Below are 20,229 nucleotides of genomic sequence, written 5' to 3' on the forward strand. Positions count from 1 at the left end.
AACGATGGGTTGCGCGCGGCGCATGCCGGTGTCCTGATCCGCGTTTCCTCGCGCTCCTCGCATCGTCTCCCCCTCTCGGGAATTCCTCTAGCCACCAACACCGATATCCCCGTGTAATATCCGGCGGGTATTGCTCGAAGTCCCAGGTGTTGCAGTAAGGAGCAAAGAGATGCAACGACGTTCATTCTTGAAGCACGCCGGACTCGGCGCCGTCGCCACGGGGGCCGCCGTCAGCACGCCTGCGTTCGCGCAGGACATGCCGTCTTTGAGCTGGCGTTTGTCGTCTGCGTTTCCCGCTGCCCTGGACCTGCGCATCGGCGCCGGCGAGCATTTCTGCAAATTCGTCTCGGAAGCCACGGGCGGCAAGTTCAACATTCGCCACTTCCCCGACGGCGAGATCGTCCCCGCCTCGGACCTGCTGGAAGCCGTCTCCACCAGCAAGGTGGAATGCGGCCACGGATCGTCGCGCCTCTTTTTCGCCAAGAACCCCGCCTTCTGCTTCGACGCCGCCGTGCCCTTCGGGTTGAACGCGCGCCAGATGAACGCCTGGATGAGCGAAGGCGACGGCCTGCGCCTGACCCGCGAGCTCTTCAAGCCGGAAAAGATCATCAATTTCCCGCTGGGTAACACCGGGGCGCAGATGGGCGGCTGGTACACCCGTGAAATCAAACGCCTGGCCGACTTGAAAGACCTGAAGATGCGGGTGGGCGGGCTGGCCGCCGACGTGCTCGGACGCATGGGCGTGTCGCCGCAACCGGCGGACCCGGCCAAGCCGCTGGCCGAGGCTTTCGAAAAAGACGGGCTGCAGGCCGTGGCCGGCGCGGGCGCCTATGACGATGACAAGCTGGGTCTGAATAAGGTAGCTAAGTATTACTACGCACCCGGCTGGTGGGCGGGCGGCGAACAGCTTTCCCTCTATATCAACGACGAGGCCTGGAACAAGCTGCCCAAGCACTACCAGGCGGTGGTGCAGGCCGCGTCGCTGGCCGCGCATGTGTCCCTGACCGCGCGCTACGACGCCCGCAACCCCGCGGCGCTGGCGCAACTGACGGCAAGCGGCGCGCAAATCCGCACGTTTCCGCGTGCCATCATGGACGTGGCGTTTGAAACGACGCAACAGGCTTACAAGGACTTGGCGGCTAAAGACCCGAAGTTCAAGGCCATACTCGACAGTTACATGGGCTTTCGCGACAGCGAGATGCCGTGGTTCCGTTTGACCGAAAGCGCCTATGGCCAGTACTTGGGCGTGGCGCTGTCGGGCAGGTAGCAGGGAGGTCCGCCGCAGGCTGAACGGCATTCGGTGGAGAGTAGGGTTTTTGCTAGTAATACCGCGTTTTTTACAAAAAAATGGGCGGTTTTCGGGCTTTTCTCGAACCACATTCGAGTTTCGGCCTGATACAAAGGAGTAATATCCCGGGTCTTGACGCGCAATCATGGCGCCTTTAGGCGGCATAAGACGTCAATCCGGCGGGATTACACCAGCCCGGATTACCAATATTCCGAGACAGACTTTAAGGTGGTATCAACCATGCAATCCAAGACCAAGAAGCTGCTGGCCGCGCTGATCGCCGCCGGTATCGTCCCGGCTGCGCACGCGGCTGACATCAAGCTGGGTGTGGCGGAAGCCCTGTCCGGCGGCGCCGCCCAGTACGGCGTCTCGATCCGCAATGGTTTCCAGCTTGCCGCTGACGAAATCAACGCTGCGGGTGGTATCAACGGCAACAAGCTCGTGCTGGTGGTCGAGGACGAACAAGGCAAGAAAGAAGAAGCCATCAACGTCTTCAAGAAACTGATCTTCAAGGACAACGTCCTGATGGTCTTCGGCCCGACGCTGTCGAACTCGGCCCAAGCCGCCGACCCGATCGCCCAGGCTGCCAAGACGGTCGCCTTCGGCACGTCCAACACCGCTGACGGCATCACCTCCATCGGCAACTACGTGTTCCGCAACTCGGTCACCGAAGCCGACGTGCTGCCGGCCACCATCTCCACCGTCAAGGCCAAGACCGGCCTGAAGAACGTGGCGGTGCTCTACGGCAACGACGACGTCTTCACCAAGAGCGGCTACGACAACTTCAAGAAGGCCCTGGAAGACCAGAAGATCCCGGTCACCACGACCGAAACGTTCGCCAAGGGCGACGTGGACTTCAAGGCCCAGCTGACCAAGATCAAGGGCACCAACCCCGACGCCATCGTGCTGTCCGCACTGCTGGCCGAAGGCGCTCCCATCATGGTGCAGGCCCGCCAACTGGGCCTGAACGTGCCCGTCATCGGCGGCAACGGCATGAACTCGGTCAAGATTTTCGACCTGGCCCCTGGCGGCGCATCGAACAATCTGTGGATCGGCAGCCCATGGTCGATCGAGAACAAGGCCCCCGAGAACGTCAAGTTCATCGACGCCTACAAGGCCAAGTTCAACGGTTCGCCCGACCAGTTCGCAGCCCAGTCGTATGACGCCATGTACATCGTGGCCCAGGCGCTGAAGAACACCAAGATCACCGGCGAACTGCCCAAGGACCGCGCTGCCCTGCGCGACGCCCTGCCTTCCGTGACCTGGACCGGTGCCACTGGCGCGTTCAAGTTCCGTCAAGCCAACGACCGCGCCGGCAAGCCGGCCGGCTACGACGCCGACCAGGCGCCGATCGTCAGCGTGACCAAGGACGGCAAGTACGTCATCGAGAAGTAAGCAGTACGCATCCCCGCGCGGGGGGATGCGCCTTGCGGACGGCAGCGCTGTCCGCAAGGCGCTTTTTATCGTAGGGCCGTCCCAAGACAAAAATGGCCTCCCCCGGGAGAGCCAGACCACGCAGCGGGCGCGTGGAGGCCCTCATAGATCTGGAAAGTCCCATCATGTTCGAACAACAATTCGTCAATGCCTTGTCGCTGGGCTGTGTGTATGCACTGTTCGCGCTGGGCTTCACGCTGATCTTCGGCGTGCTCGGGGTGATCAACCTGGCGCATGGCGCCGTCTTCATGGTTGGCGCCTACGCAGCACTGTTCGTGGTCCAGCACTTCGGCCTGCCCCTGTGGGGTGCGCTGATGGTCGCGTTCTTCGTGGCCGGCTTCACCGGGGTCATCATCGACTACCTGGTGCTCAAGCCCCTGCGCAAGCGCAACGCGCCGCACTTGATCCCCATGATCGCCACGATTGGCGTGGGCATCATCCTGAATAACGGCGCCCAAAGCATTTTCGGCGCCAGCAACCTGCGCTTCCCGCACGGCACCGTGCCGGAGGAAGTGATCGAAGTTGCCGGTCTGCACCTGACCGTCATCGAGCTGGGCATCATCTTCCTGTCGTTCGCGCTGATGGCCGTGCTGATGTACGTCATGCGCCGCACGCAATTCGGCCGCGCGCTGCGCGCCATTGCCGAATCGCCCAAGGCCGCCTGGCTGCTGGGCATCAACGTCGAGCGCCTGTTCGTCACCACCTCGTTCGCCGCAGCTGCCCTGGGCGGCGTGGCCGGCGTGCTGATCGGGCTGTACTCGAACGCGCTGTTCCCGCTGATGGGCCAGCCGATGCTGCACAAGGGCATCGCGGTCATCATCCTGGGCGGCATGGGCGACATCCGCGGCGCCATGCTGGGCGGGCTCTTCCTGGGCTTCGCCGAGGTGCTGTCGGTCGCGTACGTCGGTTCCACCATGCGCGATGCGGTGGCTTTCGGCCTGCTGTTCCTGATCCTGCTGGTGCGCCCGCAAGGTCTGTTCGGCAAAGTGGTTCAACGCAAGGCTTAAAGAATGAGCGGATTCGAAAACTTCTGGGCCATCTACGGCAACCTGGTGCTCACGCTGGGCACCAATGCCTTGCTGGCCCTCTCCATCTGGCTGACCCTGGCCTGCGGTATGCTGGCCATGGCCAACGCCGCTTTCATGGGCATCGGGGCGTACACCGCCGCGCTGCTCACCATGAACTACGACGCCCCGTTCACGGTCGCCCTGGCCGGCGGCATGGCGGCGCCCGCGCTGGTAGCGGCGCTGATCGGCTTGCCGACCTTGCGCTTGTCAGGGGTCTATCTGGCCATGGCCACGCTGGGCTTCGGTGAAGTCGTGCGCGTGACCATCCTGAACACCGAGTCCCTCACCGGCGGCGCGCTGGGCCTGAACGGCATCCCGCAGCTGACGCAGTGGTGGCATGTGGTGCTGGCGGTCGTCATCGTCCTGTTCGTGCTCTGGCGCGTGCGCGCCTCCAAGATCGGCCGCTCGTTCGACGCCATCCGCGGCGACGAAACGGCAGCGGGCCTGATGGGCATCGACGTGCGTGCCAACAAGATGCTGGCCTTCGTGGCCGGCGCGATGATCGCAGGCCTGGCCGGCGCCCTGAACGCGCACCTGACCTTCTTCATCGGTCCCAACGAATACGGTTTCGACCGGGGCGTTGAAATCCTGACCATGGCCATCCTGGGCGGCATCGGCGGCCTGGCGGGTCCTGTCCTGGGCAGCTTCATCATTACGGTGCTGCCCGAGCTGCTGCGCGGCTTCGCGGATTTGCGTCTGATCGCGAACGGAGTGATTCTGGTGGTGATTGTGTTGTTCCTGCCGCAAGGCATCTGGGACCCGGCGCGCTTCAAGCGCTGGGCGCGTCAAGGCCGGGGCGGCCAGGGAGGCAAGCGCCATGCTTGAGCTTTCCTCCGTCTCCAAGAGCTTCGGCGGCCTGCATGTGCTGCATGACGTCAGTCTGTCCGTGCCCGAAGGCGCGATCTTCGGCCTGATCGGCCCCAACGGCGCCGGCAAGACCACGGTGTTCAACCTGATCACCGGCCTGTTGCCGCCCAGCGGCGGCTCGATCACGTTCAACGGCCAAAGCGTGCTGGGCAAGAAGCCGCACAGCATCACGCGCATGGGCATTGCGCGCACGTTCCAGAACATCCGTCTCTTCAAAGAGATGACGTTGCTGGAAAACGTGGTGGTGGGCGCCTATCGCCACATGAACTACGGCTTCCCCAGCCTGCTGCTGGGCCTGCCGGGCTACCGCGAGCACGAAAAGCGCGCCCGCGAGCGCGCCCACGAGCTGCTGACGTGGATGCGTCTGGATCACAAGGCCAACGACCTGGCCGATAACCTGTCCTACGGCGAACAGCGACGCCTGGAGCTGGCGCGCGCGCTGGCCACCGAGCCCAAGTTGTTGCTGCTGGACGAGCCGGTCGCGGGCATGAATACCGGCGAACGCGCCGAGCTCATGCGCGAGATTCTGGCGATCCGCGACCGCGGCTACACCATCCTCATGATCGAACACGACATGCGCTTCGTCATGGGCCTGTGCGAACGCATCGCGGTGCTGAACTTCGGCAAGATCATCGCTTGCGGCGGTCCCGAAGAGATCCGCAACAATGAGCAGGTCATCGAGGCCTACCTGGGCCGCGAAGACGACGAAGACACCGAACAAGCGGAGGCCGCCAAATGAGCGCGATGCTGGAAGTCCGCGGACTCGAGGTCAACTACGGCCATATCGAAGCCGTCCGCGGCATCGACCTGGACCTGAACGCCAAAGAAATCACTGCCCTGGTCGGCGCCAACGGCGCCGGCAAATCGACCACGCTGCTGGCGCTGTCGGGCTTGTTGCCCAAAGCGCGCGGCCGCATCCTGTTCGAAGGCGAAGACGTCACCAACCTGGCCCCGCACCAGCTCGTGGCGCGCGGCATTGTGCAGGTGCCGGAAGGCCGGGCCATCCTCACCACCATGACGGTGCTGGAAAACCTGGAGCTGGGCGCCTACCGCCGCGGCCTGAAGAACGTGGATTCCGACCTGGAATACGTGTTCAACCTGTTTCCGCGCCTGAAAGAGCGGATCACCGGCATCGCCGGCAACCTGTCGGGCGGCGAACAGCAGATGCTGGCCATCGGCCGCGCCTTGATGGCCAAGCCCCGCCTGCTGCTGCTGGACGAACCGTCGATGGGCCTGGCGCCGATCGTCGTGCAGGAGATCTTCCGTTCGCTGCGCGCCATCAACGCCGACGGCCTGACCCTGTTCCTGGTGGAGCAGAACGTGCGCCAGGCGCTGAAGATCGCCCAGAACGGCTACGTGCTGGAGAACGGCGCCATGGCGCTGACTGGCACCGGTCGTGAATTGCTGGGCCACCCCCGCGTTCTGGAAGCCTATCTGGGCGCCTGATCCCGGCGGGCAGGGGATTCGTCCCCGAATCGCATACGCATCGGCCACGCCCGCAGGCGTGGCCGAAAGCTCCCTGAATTCTTCCCGGTTGCCCACTTTTTGATCATCCGTGTTAGAATTTCAGGCTTTCCCTCATTTTGACCATTGCACGGGCGGGTAATAACGCTTAGGCGGGACGTCATAAAGATGAGATCCCGGACTTGAAATCCAACGATTTCACGTCGCCAGGACTCTTGTCTAGTTGGGGAAAGAACACTGGCTAGACGTTCTAGTCAGCAAGAACTTTTTATTCTTAGGAACCATCATGAAGACCTTTGTGGCCAAGCCGCATGAAGTCCAACGTGACTGGTTTGTGATCGACGCCAAGGGCAAAGTCCTCGGTCGTGTGGCCAGCGAAGTCGCACGTCGTCTGCGTGGCAAGCACAAACCTGAATTCACGCCGCACGTTGATACTGGCGATTACATCGTCATCATCAACGCATCCGATATCGTCGTTACCGGTACCAAGGCGAAGGACAAGAAGTACTTCCGCCACACCACGTACCCGGGCGGTATCCGCGAAACGAACTTCGAGAAAATGCAAGAGCGTTTTCCCGGTCGCGCCATTCAGAAGGCCGTCAAGGGCATGCTGCCCAAGGGTCCTCTGGGCTACGCCATGATCAAGAAGCTGAAGGTCTATGCCGGTGCCGAGCACCCGCACACCGCCCAGCAGCCCAAGACGCTGGATATCTAAGGAAACGCCATGATCGGTAACTGGAATTACGGAACCGGCCGTCGCAAAACTTCGGTGGCTCGCGTTTTCATCAAGAAGGGCACGGGTAAGATCGTTGTCAACGGCAAGCCCGTCGACGAGTTCTTCGCCCGCGAAACTGGCCGCATGATCGTGCGCCAGCCGCTGGAACTGACCGGCCACCTGGAATCGTTCGACATCAAAGTCAACGTCCACGGCGGCGGTGAAACCGGCCAGGCCGGCGCAGTCCGTCACGGCATCACGCGTGCCCTGATCGACTACGACGCGACCCTGAAGCCCGCACTGTCGCAAGCTGGCTTTGTGACCCGCGATGCCCGTGAAGTCGAACGTAAGAAGGTCGGCTTCCGCAAGGCACGTCGTCGCAAGCAGTTCAGCAAGCGTTAATGTTGCTGCAAAAAACCCGCTTCGGCGGGTTTTTTGTTTTTGGGCGGACGTGGGACAGTTGCCCCGGCCGCCCCGCGCGGAACTCCGCGCATCCCGTCCGGTCGGACAAAGGGGTTCGCGCACCAATTTTGGCACGGTGCGCGAAGACCCGTTTCCCGAGCGATACAATCTAGCCTCGTTCTACGAAGAGCACACCATCATGGCCCAAGCATCGAACACCCGTATCAAGGTTGGTATCGTCGGCGGCACCGGTTATACCGGCGTCGAGTTGCTGCGCTTGCTGTCGCAGCATCCCAATGTGGAATTGACCGCCATCACGTCCCGCAAGGAAGACGGGCTGCCGGTGGCTGACATGTATCCGAACCTGCGCGGCCGCGTGAACCTGGCCTTCTCGGCGCCGGAAAAGGCCACGCTGACGGATTGCGACGTGGTGTTCTTCGCGACGCCCCACGGCGTGGCGATGGCGCAAGCTCAGGAACTGATCGCCGCGGGCACCCGCGTCATCGACCTGGCCGCCGATTTCCGCCTGCAGGACATTCCCACCTTTGAACGCTGGTACAAGATTCCCCATACCTGCCCGGACATCCTGGCCGAATCCCAATACGGCCTGGTGGAACTGAACCGCGAAGCCATCGCCCGCGCGCGCGTCATCGGCAACCCCGGCTGCTATCCCACCACCGTGCTGCTGGGCCTGGCGCCGCTGCTGGAAGGCGGCAAGCCGCTGGTGGATGCCCAAACCCTGATCGCCGACTGCAAGTCGGGCGTGTCGGGCGCCGGCCGCAAGGCGGAAGTGGGCTCGCTGTTCTCGGAAGCGTCCGACAACTTCAAGGCCTATGGCGTGGCCGGTCACCGTCACCATCCGGAAATCGTTGCCCAGCTGGAGAAGATCTCCGGCGGCAAGGTCGGCCTGACCTTCGTGCCGCACCTGGTGCCGATGATCCGCGGCATGTTCTCCACGATCTACGCCCGCATCCTGCCCGAAGCCCGCGACACGGACTTCCAGGCGCTGTTCGAGCAACGCTACGCCGACGAACCCTTCGTGGACGTGATGCCGGCTGGCAGCCTGCCCGAAACCCGTTCGGTGCGTGCCTCGAACAACCTGCGCATCGCGCTGAGCCGTCCCGGCAATGGCGACCAGCTGATCGTCCTGGTCGTGCAAGACAACCTGGTCAAGGGCGCTGCCGGCCAAGCCGTCCAGAACATGAACCTGATGTTCGGCGTGCCCGAATCGACGGGCCTGGATCAGGTCGCGATTCTGCCCTGATGCCCGGATCGGGCGGCGGCTCCGGCCGCTGCCCCTCGGCTTCCCATGTCAGTTGACTCCCCCGCCACACCTTCATCCCGCCCTGCCGGCGGGCTGCTGCGCGTGGGGGCAGGGCTGCTTGTCGGTGTGCTGCTGGGCGGTGCCGCCGGCTACTTCCATGCCCAGCGGCAAGCCCAGCCGCAGGATGCCGTCGTGATCAGCGCGGCGCAGGCCGAGGCGCAGCAAGAAGCCATGCGCCAGCAGGCCACGCAATTGCGCTACACGCAGGGCCAGCTGGATACCGCCGATGGAGAGCTCGTCATCGAGCGTGCCGCCCGCCAGGAACTGGAAACCCAGCTGCGCGCCGTGCAGGCCGAAGTTGGCCGCGTGCGAGACCAGTTGGCGTTCTACGAGCAGTTGCTGCCTCCCGGGCCGGAAGGCTCGGTGGACATCCGTGGCGTGCAGATCGACCGCGAAGGCGGCGGCCTGCGCTACAAGGTGCTGTTGATGCGCAGCGGGCGCAACGGCGGGGCCTCCTTTGCGGGCGCGTTGCGTTTCCAGGCTACGGGCGTCCTGAAGGGCGAAACCGTTACCGTGGATCTGGCGCCCCTGCAGGTCAAGGCCGAAACCGGGCCCGTGACGGCCACGGGCGAATCCACCACGGCGGCGTCTCTGGCCCTGCAATTCGACCAATACCAGCGCAGCCAGGGAGTTCTGGCGGTGCCCGAGGGCTTTGTCCCCGAAAGCGTTACCGTCAGCGTCCTGGAAGGCGATACCGTCCGTGCATCGCGCAGTATCAAACTGGAACTTTGAGTCTAGTCAAGCCCTGCGCTATAGTGACACTATGCGAGCGCCGTTGCCGCTCACCGAAATATGGCCTATCCGGCCAGGAGTGAACCATGAATGCAGTGACCGAAACCGTCGACCTCCAGGCCGCCCCGCCTGTTCCTTTGGTATTTACTGACTCGGCTGCCGCCAAAGTGAAGGACTTGTTGGCCGAAGAAGGCAACCCCGAGCTGAAGCTGCGCGTGTTTGTCCAAGGTGGCGGCTGTTCGGGCTTCCAGTACGGCTTCACGTTCGACGAAGTCGTGAACGAAGACGACACCGTGCTGGACAAGGCCGGCGTTCAACTGCTGGTTGATCCGATGAGCTTCCAATATCTGGTCGGCGCCGAGATCGACTACAAGGAAGACCTGGAAGGCGCGCAGTTCGTCATCCGCAATCCCAACGCCAGCACCACCTGCGGCTGCGGTTCCTCGTTCTCGGTGTAATTCCTCACCGGTTCGGGAAAGCAAAAGCCCTTCGGCATGCCGAAGGGCTTTTTGTTTTTGGGCGGCATGTGGTGCGGTCCGGCCTTCATGCCTGCTTCAAGCAGGATATAGCGCGCCTAGGATCCGTGGGCCGCGTGCGCCCGTGACGGCCGGCAGCCCAGCGGGCCGGCGTTCGACAAACGCCTGCGCCAGCCACGCAAAGGCCAGCGCTTCGACTTGCTGCGCGGGCACGCCCAGCACATCGGTCGCTTGCACCGGACGCTGCAGGCAATACGCCAGTTCGCACATCAGGCCGGCGTTATACGCGCCGCCGCCACACACGAAGACCTCTTGCGTGCCCGCAGCGGCCGCGTCGATGGCATTGGCGACCGTCCTGGCAGTCAGGCGCTGCAGCGTCGCCTGCACGTCCTGAGGGGCCGGCTTGGGGCCGTCGAACGCGGCCAGCCGGTCGTCCAGCCATTGCAGGTTGAACAGGTCGCGGCCGGTGGACTTGGGCGGGGGCAGGGCGAACCAGGGCTCGCTGGCGATCAGTTGTTCCAGCAAGGGCGCCACCACCTGGCCGGTGGCGGCCCAGCGGCCGTCGGCGTCATAGGGCTGCCCCAGATGGCGTTGGCACCAGGCGTCCAGGAAGACGTTGGCCGGGCCGGTATCGAAGCCGCGCGCCGGCTGGCCGGGCGCCAGCAGCGTGACGTTGGCGATGCCGCCCAGATTGAGGACGGCGCGGCCATGCTGCGCGCCGAAGATCGCGGCGTGGAATGGCGGCACCAGCGGCGCACCTTGGCCGCCTGCGGCCACGTCGCGGCTGCGGAAGTCCGCCACCACGTCGATGCCGGTCAATTCCGCCAGCAAGGCAGGCGCATTGAGCTGCACGGTATAGCCGCTGTCCGGCCGGTGCCGGACGGTCTGGCCGTGCGCGCCGATGGCGGTCACGGCGTCCGCTTTCAGGCCGGCGTCCTGGAGCAGGGCGGCGACCGCCTGGCCGTACAGGCGGGCGAGCGCGTTCGCGGCCAGCGCGGCGCGCGCCAGCTCGTCGTCGCCGGACAGGTTCAGCGCCAGCAGCTCGCGGCGCAGGTTCTCGGGCATGGGCAGGCTGGCGCTGGCAAGCACGTGCGGCGCCTGGCCGGCGTCCAGGCGGACGAGCACGCCGTCGACGCCGTCGACGCTGGTGCCGGACATCAAGCCGATGTAGAGCGCTGGGTTGCCCTGCGGGCGGGGTGCGGAGGAATTCACAGGCGCCTCGGAAAGAAGAAAGGCGGCCGGCAGAATCTGCGCGGGCCGCCTTTTTGGGACGTTTTGCCGTGGCGGGCCGGTTAGCGGCTGGCCACGTTGGTCAGGGCATCCGGCAGCGTCTGCTGGAACTCGGTCAGCAGCTGGATCTGCTGCTTGTACGGCGCCACGGCCTGGTTGAACGCGCGGACTTCCGCAGGTTCCAGGGCGCGGGCGACCGGCAGGTCTACCGAGAGCGGGTCGATCGGCTGGTTGTCCACGCGGAACTCGTAGTGCAGATGCGGGCCGGTGGCCCAGCCGGTGGCGCCGACGTAGCCCAGCAACTGGCCTTGTGAGATCTTCGAGCCCTTGGTGATGCCTTCGGCGATGCGGCTTTGGTGGGCATACAGCGTGGAGTACTTGCCGTGATGCTTCACGATGACCACGTTGCCGTAGCCGTTCTGCCAGCCGGAGAACTCCACCGTGCCGTCCGCAGTGGAGTGGATCGGCGTGCCCGAGGGCGCGGCGTAGTCCACGCCCTTGTGGCCCGTCCAGGTCTTGTGGATGGGATGCATGCGCATGCCGAACGTCGAGCTGATGCGGCTGAACTTCAGGGCGGTGCGCAGGAACGCGCCGCGCAGGCTGGTGCCGTCGAAGTCGTAGTACGAACCGCTCTTTTCGTCGGGGCTGAACCAGACGGCGCTGTAGGTCTTGCCGCCGTTGATGAATTCCAGGGCCAGCACGCGGCCGGCGCCGGCGTAGCGGCCGTCGTGCGAACGCACTTCGTAGACCACGCGGAACTGGTCGCCCTGGCGCAGGTCGCGCAGGAAGTCGATCTTGGCGCTGAGGATGTCGGCCATCTGCATGGTGACCGAATCCGGGATGCCGGCGGCGTCCGTAGCGCCGAACAGCGACGACTTGATCGTGCCCACGGCAACGCGGGTCTGACGGTCGGTGCTTTCGGTGACTTCCTCGGCCTTGTAGCTGTCGCCGGACGGGGCCACGTGCAGCATGCGCGTCACGACCTGGCCGTCGGTCTCATTGCCCGGGGTGTGGATGTAACGCAGCCAGATCAGGTTGCCCTGATCGTCCGTGGCGGCCTGGACGGAGCGGCCCGGGTACAGCTTGTAGATGCTGCGGGCGCTGGCGTCGTGGGTCAGGAAGGTCTGCAGGTTCGGGGCGTCCAGTTCCAGGCGTTGCAGCACGGCAGCCAGCGTATCGCCCGCACGGATGCGGGTTTCGCTGATGTACGGCGCGGCGCTGGGACTGCTGACTTCGACTTGCTCGGCGGTCAGCGGCAGCACGCTCTGGATGATGCGGGACGGGGGGAGTTCGGTGCGGTCGGGTTGCTGCACCATGCCGAGGGCGGCGGCGCCTGCAAACAGACCGATAGCGGAGACGAGAAGAGTGCGACGGAAAAGTCCCGAGCGATGGGGCTTGGGCTCAACGGGCGCAAACAGGGCAGCAACTTTGCGCTTGATGCTACTCGCCAGTTCGTGGAGGCCACGATTCATCGTGAAGATACCCTCTCAGGTGGCTTGAGCTCGCAGGGTGCGTAACACGAACGGCCCCTGCGCGCCACGGATTCGGGGGCAAGGGCTGCTGGCGCAGTGCGCATCTTGTGAACAACGGGTGGTAGGCCGAACCGCAACTGCGAACTGCGTATAGATGGCAGTTGCGTATGATTGGGCGGTATCCTAGCTGATTCGGCTAGAATTTTCGATAGTTTTCGTCACTTTTTACACCTTTTTGTCGGCTGAAGCCGCGTTGGTCCCCCTGCCATGTCACCCTCAGAAGCCCCTATCACTCCCGAAGTCGAAGCCGATCTGCGTATAGCCAAGCGCGGCTGCGACGAGTTGCTGGTCGAGTCCGAATTCGCCCGCAAGCTCGCCAAGAGCCGCGCCACCGGCGTGCCCCTGCGCATCAAGCTGGGGCTGGATCCCACCGCGCCGGACATCCATCTGGGCCACACCGTGGTGCTGAACAAGATGCGCCAGCTGCAGGACTTGGGCCATAACGTCATCTTCCTGATCGGCGATTTCACGTCGACCATCGGCGACCCCAGCGGCCGCAACAGCACCCGCCCGCCGCTCACGCGCGAGCAGATCGAGGCCAACGCCAAGACCTACTACGCGCAGGCCAGCCTGGTGCTGGATCCGGCCCGCACCGAGATTCGTTACAACTCCGAATGGTGCGATCCGCTGGGCGCACGCGGCATGATCCAGCTGGCATCGCGCTACACCGTGGCCCGCATGATGGAACGCGAGGATTTCACCAAGCGCTTCAAGGGCGGCATCCCGATTTCGGTTCACGAATTCCTGTATCCGCTGATGCAGGGCTATGACTCGGTGGCGCTGAAGTCCGATCTGGAGCTGGGGGGCACCGATCAGAAGTTCAACCTGCTGGTCGGGCGCGAGCTGCAAAAGGAATATGGCCAGGAGCCCCAGTGCATCTTGACGATGCCGCTGCTGGTAGGCACCGACGGCGTAGAGAAGATGTCCAAGTCCAAGGGCAACTACATCGGCATTTCGGAGTCGCCCGATTCGATGTTCGGCAAGCTCATGTCGATTTCGGACACGCTGATGTGGCGTTACTTCGAACTGCTGTCGTTCCGTTCGCTGGAAGAGATCGCCGCCCTCAAGCAAGAGACCGATGGCGGGCGCAACCCGCGTGATGCCAAAGTCATGCTGGCCCAGGAAATCATCACGCGCTTCCACTCCGCGCGCGCGGCCGACGAAGCGCTGGCTTCCTTCGAAGCACGCTTTCGCGACGGCGCCATCCCGGAAGACATGCCCGAAGTGAATATCGGCGGCGCGCCGGTGGGTATCCTGAAGCTGCTGCGCGAAGCGGGCCTGGTTGCATCGGGTTCCGAAGCGCAGCGCAATGTGGAGCAGGGCGGCGTGCGCGTCAATGGCGATCGGGTCGAGGATAAATCGTTGCAATTGCCCGCGGGGACTTACGTCGTCCAGGTGGGCAAGCGCAAGTTCGCGCGTGTTAACTTGAACCCATGATTGCGAAGTTTTGATACGCTGAGGGTACAGGCAAGGGCGGTACGCCCCTGCGGCACTTCAAGGAGCACGACATGAAACTTTCGAGTTTGTCTTTTTCCGATCACGAGTCGATTCCGGAGCGCTACGCCTTCGGCAAGATCGATGCGCAATCGCACGTCGCGCTGGCAGACAACTACAACCCGCAGTTTTCGTGGGACGACGTCCCGCCGGGAACGCAGTCGTTTGCGTTGATCTGCCACGATCCGGACGTGCCGTCGCGGCCTGACGACGTCAACCAGGAAGGCCGCGAAGTTCCGGCCGACCTGCCCCGCGTGGATTTCTTCCACTGGGTGCTGGTGGACCTGTCGGCCGATCTGCGCGAAATCGATGAAGGCGCCTTCTCCAACGGCATCACGCCGCGCGGCAAGGGCGGTCCTTTGGCGCCGATGGATGCGCGCCAGGGCATCAATTCGTATTCCTCGTGGTTCGCCAATGACCACGACATGAGCGGGGATTATTTCGGCTATGACGGCCCGTGCCCGCCCTGGAACGATTCGATCGTGCACCGCTACGTCTTCACGCTGTACGCGTTGGACGTGCACAGCCTGAACCTGAACGGCTCTTTCACCGGCGAGGACGCGCTGCGCGCCATGCAGAAGCACGTGCTGGCCCACGCCTCGGTGACGGGCACCTACACGCTCAATCCGAAACTGGCGCCCAAGCAGATCGGTGCGACCGAGGCGTAGCGCCAGCCGCTGACGCCGCGTAAAAAGGGCCGCGATTGCGGCCCTTTTTTTTCGGCCGACGCAGGGCGGCCCCTTCAGCATCTGCGGTAAGCCGCATTGCCATTGGTCCGCGATTTGCAGCCGAATCGAGCGCAGAGCGCCGCGATTTGCTGGAATAGGACTAGCCCCATTTGGAGAGTCGAGCCGTCGCGTAGACGGCGGCTGTGCTTCATTCTATTTTGGTATAAAATTTTATACATATGGATGGTAATGACGTTGGGAAAGGAAATACGCTGGATCGGTTCCGCGTATGCGGACTTGCTGAGATTTCCCGATGAGAGCCGGCGGCAGGCCGGATTCCAGCTCGGCAAGATTCAGGCTGGCCTTGAGCCAGATGATTGGAAGTCGCTAGATAACCTGGGTAGCGGCGTTCGCGAGCTTCGCATCCGGGAGAGGGCGGGTTCGTTTCGAGTGATGTATGTCGCCAAGTTTGACGAAGCGCTATATGTCCTGCACGCATTTCAAAAGACGACGCGCGCGACGAGTCACCGGGACCGCGACATCGTCAGCGCGCGATATCGTGCGGTGATCAACACAAGGAATACCGGCAAATGACGATCGACACCCAAGTTCGGCACGTGACCCCGTTTGGCGCGAACCTATTCCTGGAATTGGGCTTTGCGCCCGCCGAAGCCAGGCGTCTGCAAGCCATTTCAGCGAAACAGATCGATGACTCCAAATTCCTGAAAGAGCAGCTCATGAGCGAATTGGCGTCATGGATCGCTCTGCATCATCTGAAGCAGTCGGATGCCGCCAGGATCCTGATGGTTTCGCGGCCACGCGTGTCAGATGTAGTGAACAAGAAAACCGCCAAATTCACGATCGATGCGCTGGTGGAAATGCTGGGTCGGACGGGCAAGTCGGTGACGCTGTCAGTGGTGACGCCTGCATCATGAAAAAGGGCCGCGATTGCGGCCCTTTTTTTGCGTTCCCCACCTACCGTCCGTCAGGCGGTCGAACGCTTCAGGCGCAGCAGCGCCAGTCCGAAGGCGACGAAGATTGAGCCCACCAGGCGGTTCAGCCAGACCACGATGCGCGGTTGGCGCAGCAGTCGGCGGGCGCGGCGGGCGAGGGCGCCGTAGGTCAGCAGCGACACCAGCGACATGGCCATGAAGATGCCGGTCAGGATGAAGAACTGCGGCAGCAGCGGCTCGTGCGCGTTCAGGAATTGCGGAAACAGTGCGGTGAAGAACAGGATGGGCTTGGGATTCATGGCGGCCACGAACGTGGCTTCCAGGTACAGGCGGCCCGGGCGGCGCGGCGGGGCGCCGATGGCGGCGTCTTCGGGCGGCGCGATGTGGGCGCGGCCCAGCAGGTGGCGCAGGCCGACATAGATCAGGTAGGCGGCGCCTGCAATCTTCAGCGCCGTGAAGAGCAGTGCCGAAGATTGCAGCACCACGCCCAGGCCAAGCATGGCCGCGGCCGACAGCAGGAACAACCCGGTGACATTGCCCAGCGTGGACGGCACGACGGCGCGCACGCCGCCCGCCGCGCCGTTGCGGATGGCAAGCATGGTGGCGGGGCCCGGACTGATGACGCTGGCGGCAGCTACTAGCGAGTAGGTTATTAGGGTGGCGCTTTGCATGAAAGTTTCTCAAGTCGGGTTGAGAGCGGTTTCCGGGCGCGACGCGTTAGCGTGGTTTTCGTGCCCATCGCCGGTATTTTGCCTCGCTTGCCCGCATGTTGGCGGCAATTGAATCCGCCTGACGCGGTAAACTATTTAGCATTCTTCGGGTTTACCCACCCGACACGGCTTTCTCCTCTCTTACCGCCTCAGGAATCCCCCGTCATGTTTGACCGCAACCTCACCTTGTCCAAGGCTGACCCGGACGTTTGGGCCGCCATCCAGAAGGAAGACGTTCGCCAAGAGCAGCACATCGAGCTGATCGCTTCGGAGAACTACGCCAGCCCGGCCGTCATGGAAGCCCAGGGCACGCAGCTCACGAACAAGTACGCCGAAGGTTATCCGGGCAAGCGCTACTACGGCGGTTGCGAGTACGTGGACGTGGTCGAACAGCTGGCCATCGACCGGCTGAAGCAGATTTTCGGCGCCGAAGCCGCCAACGTGCAGCCCAACTCGGGTTCGCAGGCCAACCAGGGCGTGTACATGGCCGTGCTGAAGCCGGGCGACACCGTGCTGGGCATGAGCCTGGCCGAAGGCGGCCACTTGACGCACGGCGCGTCGGTCAACGCATCGGGCAAGCTGTACAACTTCATCTCGTACGGCCTGGACGAAAACGAAGTCCTGAACTACGAGCAAGTTGAGCAACTGGCCCGCGAACACAAGCCCAAGCTGATCGTCGCGGGTGCATCGGCCTACGCCCTGCACATCGATTTCGAACGCATGGCCCGCATCGCCCGTGAAAACGGCGCGCTCTTCATGGTCGACATCGCCCACTACGCGGGTCTGGTCGCCGGCGGCGCCTACCCCAACCCGGTGCCCCACGCCGACTTCGTCACGTCCACGACGCACAAGTCGCTGCGCGGCCCGCGCGGCGGCGTCATCATGATGAAGGCCGAGCACGAGAAGATCATCAACTCGGCGATCTTCCCCGGCATCCAGGGCGGTCCGCTGATGCACGTCATCGCCGGCAAGGCCGTGGCGTTCAAGGAAGCGCTGGAACCCGGCTTCAAGGATTACGCGCAGCAAGTGGTCAAGAACGCGAAGGTGCTGGCCGACACGCTGGTCAAGCGCGGCCTGCGTATCGTCTCCGGCCGTACCGAAAGCCACGTCATGCTGGTGGACCTGCGTGCCAAGGGCATCACGGGCAAGGAAGCGGAAGCCGTGCTGGGTCAGGCCCACATCACGGTCAACAAGAACGCCATCCCGAACGACCCGGAAAAGCCTTTCGTGACCAGCGGCATCCGCCTGGGCACGCCGGCCATGACCACCCGCGGTTTCACGGAAGCCGACGCCGAACTGACCGCCAACCTGATCGCCGACGTGTTGGACAATCCGCGTGACGAAGCCAACATCGCTGCCGTGCGCGCCCGCGTCAACGAACTGACGTCGCGCCTGCCGGTCTACGGCAAGCAGTAAGCAGCACTTCCCCGGCCCCCAGGCTATCCGCCGCAGGGGCCAGACCAAAGGGACGGCCCCGCAAGGCGCCGTCCCTTTGCTTTCCGGGCGGCAGGCGCTATCCTCGAGCCGGCCGTCCGTAGTATTGGGGACGAATAAGCCGTATTGGCGCTTCCCGCGGGGCGCATCGTTACAATATGCTCAATTATTGCTATCCGTGCCTTTAGGGAACACACATGCGGTGTCCATTTTGCGGCAATGCCGAAACACAGGTCGTCGACAGCCGCGTCTCGGAAGAGGGCGACGCGATCCGTCGTCGCCGCCGCTGCCTGTCCTGTGACAAGCGGTTCACCACCTATGAGCGGGTGGAGCTGGCCCTGCCTTCGATTGTGAAACGCAACGGCAGCCGCAGCGAGTACGATCCCGCCAAACTGCGCGCCAGCCTGAGCCTGGCGCTGCGCAAGCGCCCCGTCAGCACCGAGGACGTGGATGCGGCCGTGGCGCGCATCGAAGAACAGTTGCTGGCGAGCGGCCTGCGCGAAGTGCCCAGCGAACACATCGGCGAACTGGTCATGACCGAGCTGCGCAAGCTGGACAAGGTGGCCTACGTGCGCTTTGCGTCGGTCTACAAGAGCTTTGAGGACATCGGCGAATTCGTCGAGGCCATCCGCGAAATGCAGGGGCCCTTGCTGCCGGGCAAGTTGCGCAAGGAATAGCGCCCGGCGAGGTGCGGCAGGACGATAGACGGCGCTTCGGCGCCGTTATTGCAGGGTCGCTGAACGCGCCAGGCTGGGCGTCTGCGGCTGGAATTTGCGCCAGACGCGTCGCATGTGCTGGGCCGAGCCGAAGCCCGATTTTTCCGCCACGCGCTCCAGGTCCAGCCGGGTTTCGCGCAGCAGGTCGCGCGCCAGCGCGACGCGTATCTGATACAGGTAGTCCATCGGCGTGCAGCCCGCGTGCTCGCGGAACAGCCGCGTCAGGTGGCGGGCGCTGGTGTGCGCCTGGTCCGCCAGCGACTGCGCGGACCATGGCGCGGCGGGGTTGCGCACGACGGCGTCCTGCACGCGGTGCACACCGGGATGCATATGGCTGCGGTGCTCCAGCCACGGCGACAGCGTGGAATCCGTGCCGGCGCGGCGCTGATAGACCACCATGTCGCGCGCCACCTCGCTGGCGACGCGCGGCCCGCAGTGGCGCGACACCATGTGCAGCGCCAGGTCGATGCCGGCCGTGATGCCGGCGCTGCTGACCAGGTTGCCGTCCTCGACGAAGATCCGGTTGTCGTGCACGCGGGCGGTCGGGTCGATGTCCGCCAACTGTGCCAGGCAGGAGTGGTGGGTGGTGCAGTCGCGTTGCCGGGTCAAGCCGGCCGCGGCGGCGAACAGGGCGCCCGCGCAAACCGTCATCAGCGTGAAGCCGTCCGCCGGGTGGCGCACCGCCAGCCAATCGATGACGGCGTGGGCGTCCGGGCCGTCCAGCCGCGTGGGCTGGCCCACCACGCCCGAAATGATGACCAGCGCCTGCGCGGGCAAGACGGCCGGTAGCGGCTGGATGCGGGCAAGATGCAGGCCCGCGATGCCGCTTTCCACGGCTTCGGAAGGGCCGCAGAAATGCTGCTTGAACGTGCCGGGGCAAAGCTTGTTGGCCACGCGGAAGGCTTCTGCGGGACCGGCCAGGTCCAGCAGGACAATGCCCCGCGACAGCACGAAGTACACGGGGATCATGGCGCTTTCCTTGTCCGGGTCAGGCCGCCAGCGCGTCGGCGGCGCGCGTGACGCGTGCAAACCGGCCTTGCAGCACCAATTCGGTATGGTCGCGGATCTCGGCCGGCGTGTAGTGCTTGCCGGACGGGCTTTGCATGGCGAACGTCAGGGTGGCGTCGGTGGGGAAGACCACCTTGAAGCCCGCGTCGCTGGCGTGGCGCGACGTGGTTTCGCAGCATTGTTCGGTGCGGATGCCGCTGACGATGATGCCTTCGATGCCGTTTTCCCACAGCCAGTCATGCAAGGAGCGGCCGTCCGCGCTTTCGGCGTACAGCGAGGAATGCACCGTCTTGTGGAACACGGCGGTGGGCGCCACACGCAATTCCTGCAGCGTCTTGACGTGGCCCGAGGCCAGCGAGAACGGATTGGCCGGGTCGCTGGACTTGCTGACGTGGAACACCTGCAGCACGGGAATCCCCTGGGCGGCGGCTGAATCGATCAAACCCTGGATCTGCTCCAGGAAGGCCGGGTACTCGGTTTCGTCCCAAAACGGACGGTGCCGGAAAGATTCTTGTACGTCGATGACGATCAGCGCTTGTTTCATGTTCCGGGCTCCAGGCCAAGGATTTCAGGGGGTACGACGCCATTCTGCTGCGGATTTCCGCCGTGCACGAGATCGTCGAAAGACGCCTAACGGCCCAAAACGGACATGCTGTGAGCATACCCCTTCCGGCATGGGCGGGATGCGCCCGCAGGCGCCGCGACGGACATACAA

At 64.0% G+C, this 20,229-nt stretch carries 22 protein-coding genes; 17 read left to right on the forward strand and 5 right to left on the reverse strand.

Translation table 11 applies throughout. The annotated features are described in order from the left end of the window. Positions 1–169 precede the first annotated feature (169 nt). From CEY09_RS22190 to erpA, 11 genes are all read left to right on the forward strand, one after another. Positions 170–1,267, forward strand: coding sequence for a TRAP transporter substrate-binding protein (locus tag CEY09_RS22190; RefSeq protein ID WP_006226686.1), 1,098 nt, complete (start codon positions 170–172; stop codon positions 1,265–1,267). 261 nt (positions 1,268–1,528) lie between these two features. Further along, positions 1,529–2,683: an ABC transporter substrate-binding protein gene (locus tag CEY09_RS22195; RefSeq protein WP_006226687.1), complete on the forward strand. Its 1,155-nt coding sequence runs from the start codon at positions 1,529–1,531 to the stop codon at positions 2,681–2,683. Positions 2,684–2,847: 164 nt separating this feature from the next. Beyond that, entirely contained in the window at positions 2,848–3,729 is an 882-nt protein-coding gene (locus tag CEY09_RS22200) for a branched-chain amino acid ABC transporter permease (protein WP_006226688.1), read from the forward strand. A gap of 3 nt (positions 3,730–3,732) precedes the next feature. Next, positions 3,733–4,614: a branched-chain amino acid ABC transporter permease gene (locus CEY09_RS22205; RefSeq protein ID WP_006226689.1), complete on the forward strand. Its 882-nt coding sequence runs from the start codon at positions 3,733–3,735 to the stop codon at positions 4,612–4,614. Next, on the forward strand, positions 4,607–5,395 hold the full coding sequence (locus CEY09_RS22210) for an ABC transporter ATP-binding protein (protein WP_006226690.1): 789 nt from the start codon (positions 4,607–4,609) through the stop codon (positions 5,393–5,395). Before CEY09_RS22205 ends, CEY09_RS22210 begins: the two co-directional genes overlap by 8 nt. After that, positions 5,392–6,102 (forward strand): ABC transporter ATP-binding protein, encoded by a 711-nt coding sequence (locus tag CEY09_RS22215; protein ID WP_006226691.1) that lies wholly within the window; start codon positions 5,392–5,394, stop codon positions 6,100–6,102. The genes CEY09_RS22210 and CEY09_RS22215 overlap by 4 nt, the downstream gene beginning before the upstream one ends. Positions 6,103–6,406: 304 nt before the next feature. Continuing rightward, on the forward strand, positions 6,407–6,835 hold the full coding sequence (rplM, locus tag CEY09_RS22220; protein ID WP_006217309.1) for a 50S ribosomal protein L13: 429 nt from the start codon (positions 6,407–6,409) through the stop codon (positions 6,833–6,835). Positions 6,836–6,844: 9 nt separating this feature from the next. Then, positions 6,845–7,237 (forward strand): 30S ribosomal protein S9, encoded by a 393-nt coding sequence (gene rpsI, locus CEY09_RS22225; RefSeq protein ID WP_006226692.1) that lies wholly within the window; start codon positions 6,845–6,847, stop codon positions 7,235–7,237. 199 nt (positions 7,238–7,436) lie between these two features. After that, complete coding sequence (argC, locus tag CEY09_RS22230; RefSeq protein WP_006226693.1) at positions 7,437–8,501, forward strand: N-acetyl-gamma-glutamyl-phosphate reductase; 1,065 nt, start codon at positions 7,437–7,439, stop codon at positions 8,499–8,501. A 45-nt stretch (positions 8,502–8,546) separates the two neighbouring features. After that, positions 8,547–9,293 carry a DUF6776 family protein gene (locus tag CEY09_RS22235; protein WP_088590300.1) on the forward strand — a complete coding sequence of 249 codons (747 nt, stop codon included), beginning with the start codon at positions 8,547–8,549 and terminating at the stop codon, positions 9,291–9,293. An 86-nt stretch (positions 9,294–9,379) separates the two neighbouring features. Then, a complete protein-coding gene (gene erpA, locus CEY09_RS22240) occupies positions 9,380–9,751 on the forward strand; it encodes an iron-sulfur cluster insertion protein ErpA (protein ID WP_006226695.1) in 372 nt (123 codons plus the stop codon). Positions 9,752–9,847: 96 nt separating this feature from the next. Here erpA and CEY09_RS22245 read toward each other — a convergent pair whose 3' ends face one another. Beyond that, the gene (locus CEY09_RS22245) at positions 9,848–10,981 is read right to left on the reverse strand and encodes an anhydro-N-acetylmuramic acid kinase (protein ID WP_088590301.1); all 1,134 of its coding nucleotides are present in this window, start codon (positions 10,979–10,981) and stop codon (positions 9,848–9,850) included. Between the two features lie 80 nt (positions 10,982–11,061). Then, positions 11,062–12,471: a M23 family metallopeptidase gene (locus tag CEY09_RS22250; protein ID WP_035213895.1), complete on the reverse strand. Its 1,410-nt coding sequence runs from the start codon at positions 12,469–12,471 to the stop codon at positions 11,062–11,064. Between the two features lie 267 nt (positions 12,472–12,738). Here CEY09_RS22250 and tyrS point away from each other — a divergent pair, with 267 nt between their 5' ends. The 4 genes from tyrS to CEY09_RS22270 all read left to right on the forward strand — a co-directional run bounded on the left by tyrS (position 12,739) and on the right by CEY09_RS22270 (position 15,628). Beyond that, on the forward strand, positions 12,739–13,968 hold the full coding sequence (tyrS, locus tag CEY09_RS22255; protein WP_006226698.1) for a tyrosine--tRNA ligase: 1,230 nt from the start codon (positions 12,739–12,741) through the stop codon (positions 13,966–13,968). 71 nt (positions 13,969–14,039) lie between these two features. Continuing rightward, entirely contained in the window at positions 14,040–14,693 is a 654-nt protein-coding gene (locus CEY09_RS22260) for a YbhB/YbcL family Raf kinase inhibitor-like protein (protein ID WP_088590302.1), read from the forward strand. Positions 14,694–14,942: 249 nt separating this feature from the next. Next, on the forward strand, positions 14,943–15,287 hold the full coding sequence (locus tag CEY09_RS22265; protein ID WP_088590303.1) for a type II toxin-antitoxin system RelE/ParE family toxin: 345 nt from the start codon (positions 14,943–14,945) through the stop codon (positions 15,285–15,287). Next, positions 15,284–15,628, forward strand: a complete 345-nt coding sequence (locus CEY09_RS22270; RefSeq protein ID WP_088590304.1) for a helix-turn-helix domain-containing protein — start codon at positions 15,284–15,286, stop codon at positions 15,626–15,628. The genes CEY09_RS22265 and CEY09_RS22270 overlap by 4 nt, the downstream gene beginning before the upstream one ends. A 50-nt stretch (positions 15,629–15,678) precedes the next feature. On the opposite strand, the gene CEY09_RS22275 is transcribed toward CEY09_RS22270, so the two are convergent. After that, entirely contained in the window at positions 15,679–16,317 is a 639-nt protein-coding gene (locus tag CEY09_RS22275) for a LysE family translocator (protein ID WP_088590305.1), read from the reverse strand. Between the two features lie 204 nt (positions 16,318–16,521). On the opposite strand from CEY09_RS22275, the gene glyA reads away from it, so the two are divergent. Beyond that, entirely contained in the window at positions 16,522–17,772 is a 1,251-nt protein-coding gene (gene glyA / locus CEY09_RS22280; RefSeq protein WP_088590306.1) for a serine hydroxymethyltransferase, read from the forward strand. Positions 17,773–17,987: 215 nt separating this feature from the next. Next, positions 17,988–18,467 (forward strand): transcriptional regulator NrdR, encoded by a 480-nt coding sequence (gene nrdR, locus CEY09_RS22285; protein WP_006226702.1) that lies wholly within the window; start codon positions 17,988–17,990, stop codon positions 18,465–18,467. Between the two features lie 45 nt (positions 18,468–18,512). On the opposite strand, the gene CEY09_RS22290 is transcribed toward nrdR, so the two are convergent. Together CEY09_RS22290 and CEY09_RS22295 are read right to left on the reverse strand one after the other, a co-directional pair. Next, entirely contained in the window at positions 18,513–19,475 is a 963-nt protein-coding gene (locus CEY09_RS22290; protein WP_088590307.1) for a GlxA family transcriptional regulator, read from the reverse strand. 19 nt (positions 19,476–19,494) lie between these two features. Beyond that, positions 19,495–20,058, reverse strand: coding sequence for a cysteine hydrolase family protein (locus tag CEY09_RS22295; RefSeq protein WP_088590308.1), 564 nt, complete (start codon positions 20,056–20,058; stop codon positions 19,495–19,497). Positions 20,059–20,229 lie beyond the last annotated feature (171 nt).

The sequence above is a fragment of the Achromobacter marplatensis genome (assembly GCF_002209535.1).
Taxonomy (GTDB): domain Bacteria; phylum Pseudomonadota; class Gammaproteobacteria; order Burkholderiales; family Burkholderiaceae_B; genus Achromobacter; species Achromobacter marplatensis.

Bases quoted from the DNA above. Each gene is read 5' to 3' on its own strand.
- CEY09_RS22190 (WP_006226686.1), top strand. From the start codon at position 170: ATGCAACGACGTTCATTCTTGAAGCACGCCGGACTCGGCGCCGTCGCC.
- CEY09_RS22195 (WP_006226687.1), top strand. From the start codon at position 1,529: ATGCAATCCAAGACCAAGAAGCTGCTGGCCGCGCTGATCGCCGCCGGT.
- CEY09_RS22200 (WP_006226688.1), top strand. From the start codon at position 2,848: ATGTTCGAACAACAATTCGTCAATGCCTTGTCGCTGGGCTGTGTGTAT.
- CEY09_RS22205 (WP_006226689.1), top strand. From the start codon at position 3,733: ATGAGCGGATTCGAAAACTTCTGGGCCATCTACGGCAACCTGGTGCTC.
- CEY09_RS22210 (WP_006226690.1), top strand. From the start codon at position 4,607: ATGCTTGAGCTTTCCTCCGTCTCCAAGAGCTTCGGCGGCCTGCATGTG.
- CEY09_RS22215 (WP_006226691.1), top strand. From the start codon at position 5,392: ATGAGCGCGATGCTGGAAGTCCGCGGACTCGAGGTCAACTACGGCCAT.
- rplM (WP_006217309.1), top strand. From the start codon at position 6,407: ATGAAGACCTTTGTGGCCAAGCCGCATGAAGTCCAACGTGACTGGTTT.
- rpsI (WP_006226692.1), top strand. From the start codon at position 6,845: ATGATCGGTAACTGGAATTACGGAACCGGCCGTCGCAAAACTTCGGTG.
- argC (WP_006226693.1), top strand. From the start codon at position 7,437: ATGGCCCAAGCATCGAACACCCGTATCAAGGTTGGTATCGTCGGCGGC.
- CEY09_RS22235 (WP_088590300.1), top strand. From the start codon at position 8,547: ATGTCAGTTGACTCCCCCGCCACACCTTCATCCCGCCCTGCCGGCGGG.
- erpA (WP_006226695.1), top strand. From the start codon at position 9,380: ATGAATGCAGTGACCGAAACCGTCGACCTCCAGGCCGCCCCGCCTGTT.
- CEY09_RS22250 (WP_035213895.1), bottom strand. From the start codon at position 12,471: ATGAATCGTGGCCTCCACGAACTGGCGAGTAGCATCAAGCGCAAAGTT.
- tyrS (WP_006226698.1), top strand. From the start codon at position 12,739: ATGTCACCCTCAGAAGCCCCTATCACTCCCGAAGTCGAAGCCGATCTG.
- CEY09_RS22260 (WP_088590302.1), top strand. From the start codon at position 14,040: ATGAAACTTTCGAGTTTGTCTTTTTCCGATCACGAGTCGATTCCGGAG.
- CEY09_RS22265 (WP_088590303.1), top strand. From the start codon at position 14,943: ATGACGTTGGGAAAGGAAATACGCTGGATCGGTTCCGCGTATGCGGAC.
- CEY09_RS22270 (WP_088590304.1), top strand. From the start codon at position 15,284: ATGACGATCGACACCCAAGTTCGGCACGTGACCCCGTTTGGCGCGAAC.
- CEY09_RS22275 (WP_088590305.1), bottom strand. From the start codon at position 16,317: ATGCAAAGCGCCACCCTAATAACCTACTCGCTAGTAGCTGCCGCCAGC.
- glyA (WP_088590306.1), top strand. From the start codon at position 16,522: ATGTTTGACCGCAACCTCACCTTGTCCAAGGCTGACCCGGACGTTTGG.
- nrdR (WP_006226702.1), top strand. From the start codon at position 17,988: ATGCGGTGTCCATTTTGCGGCAATGCCGAAACACAGGTCGTCGACAGC.
- CEY09_RS22290 (WP_088590307.1), bottom strand. From the start codon at position 19,475: ATGATCCCCGTGTACTTCGTGCTGTCGCGGGGCATTGTCCTGCTGGAC.
- CEY09_RS22295 (WP_088590308.1), bottom strand. From the start codon at position 20,058: ATGAAACAAGCGCTGATCGTCATCGACGTACAAGAATCTTTCCGGCAC.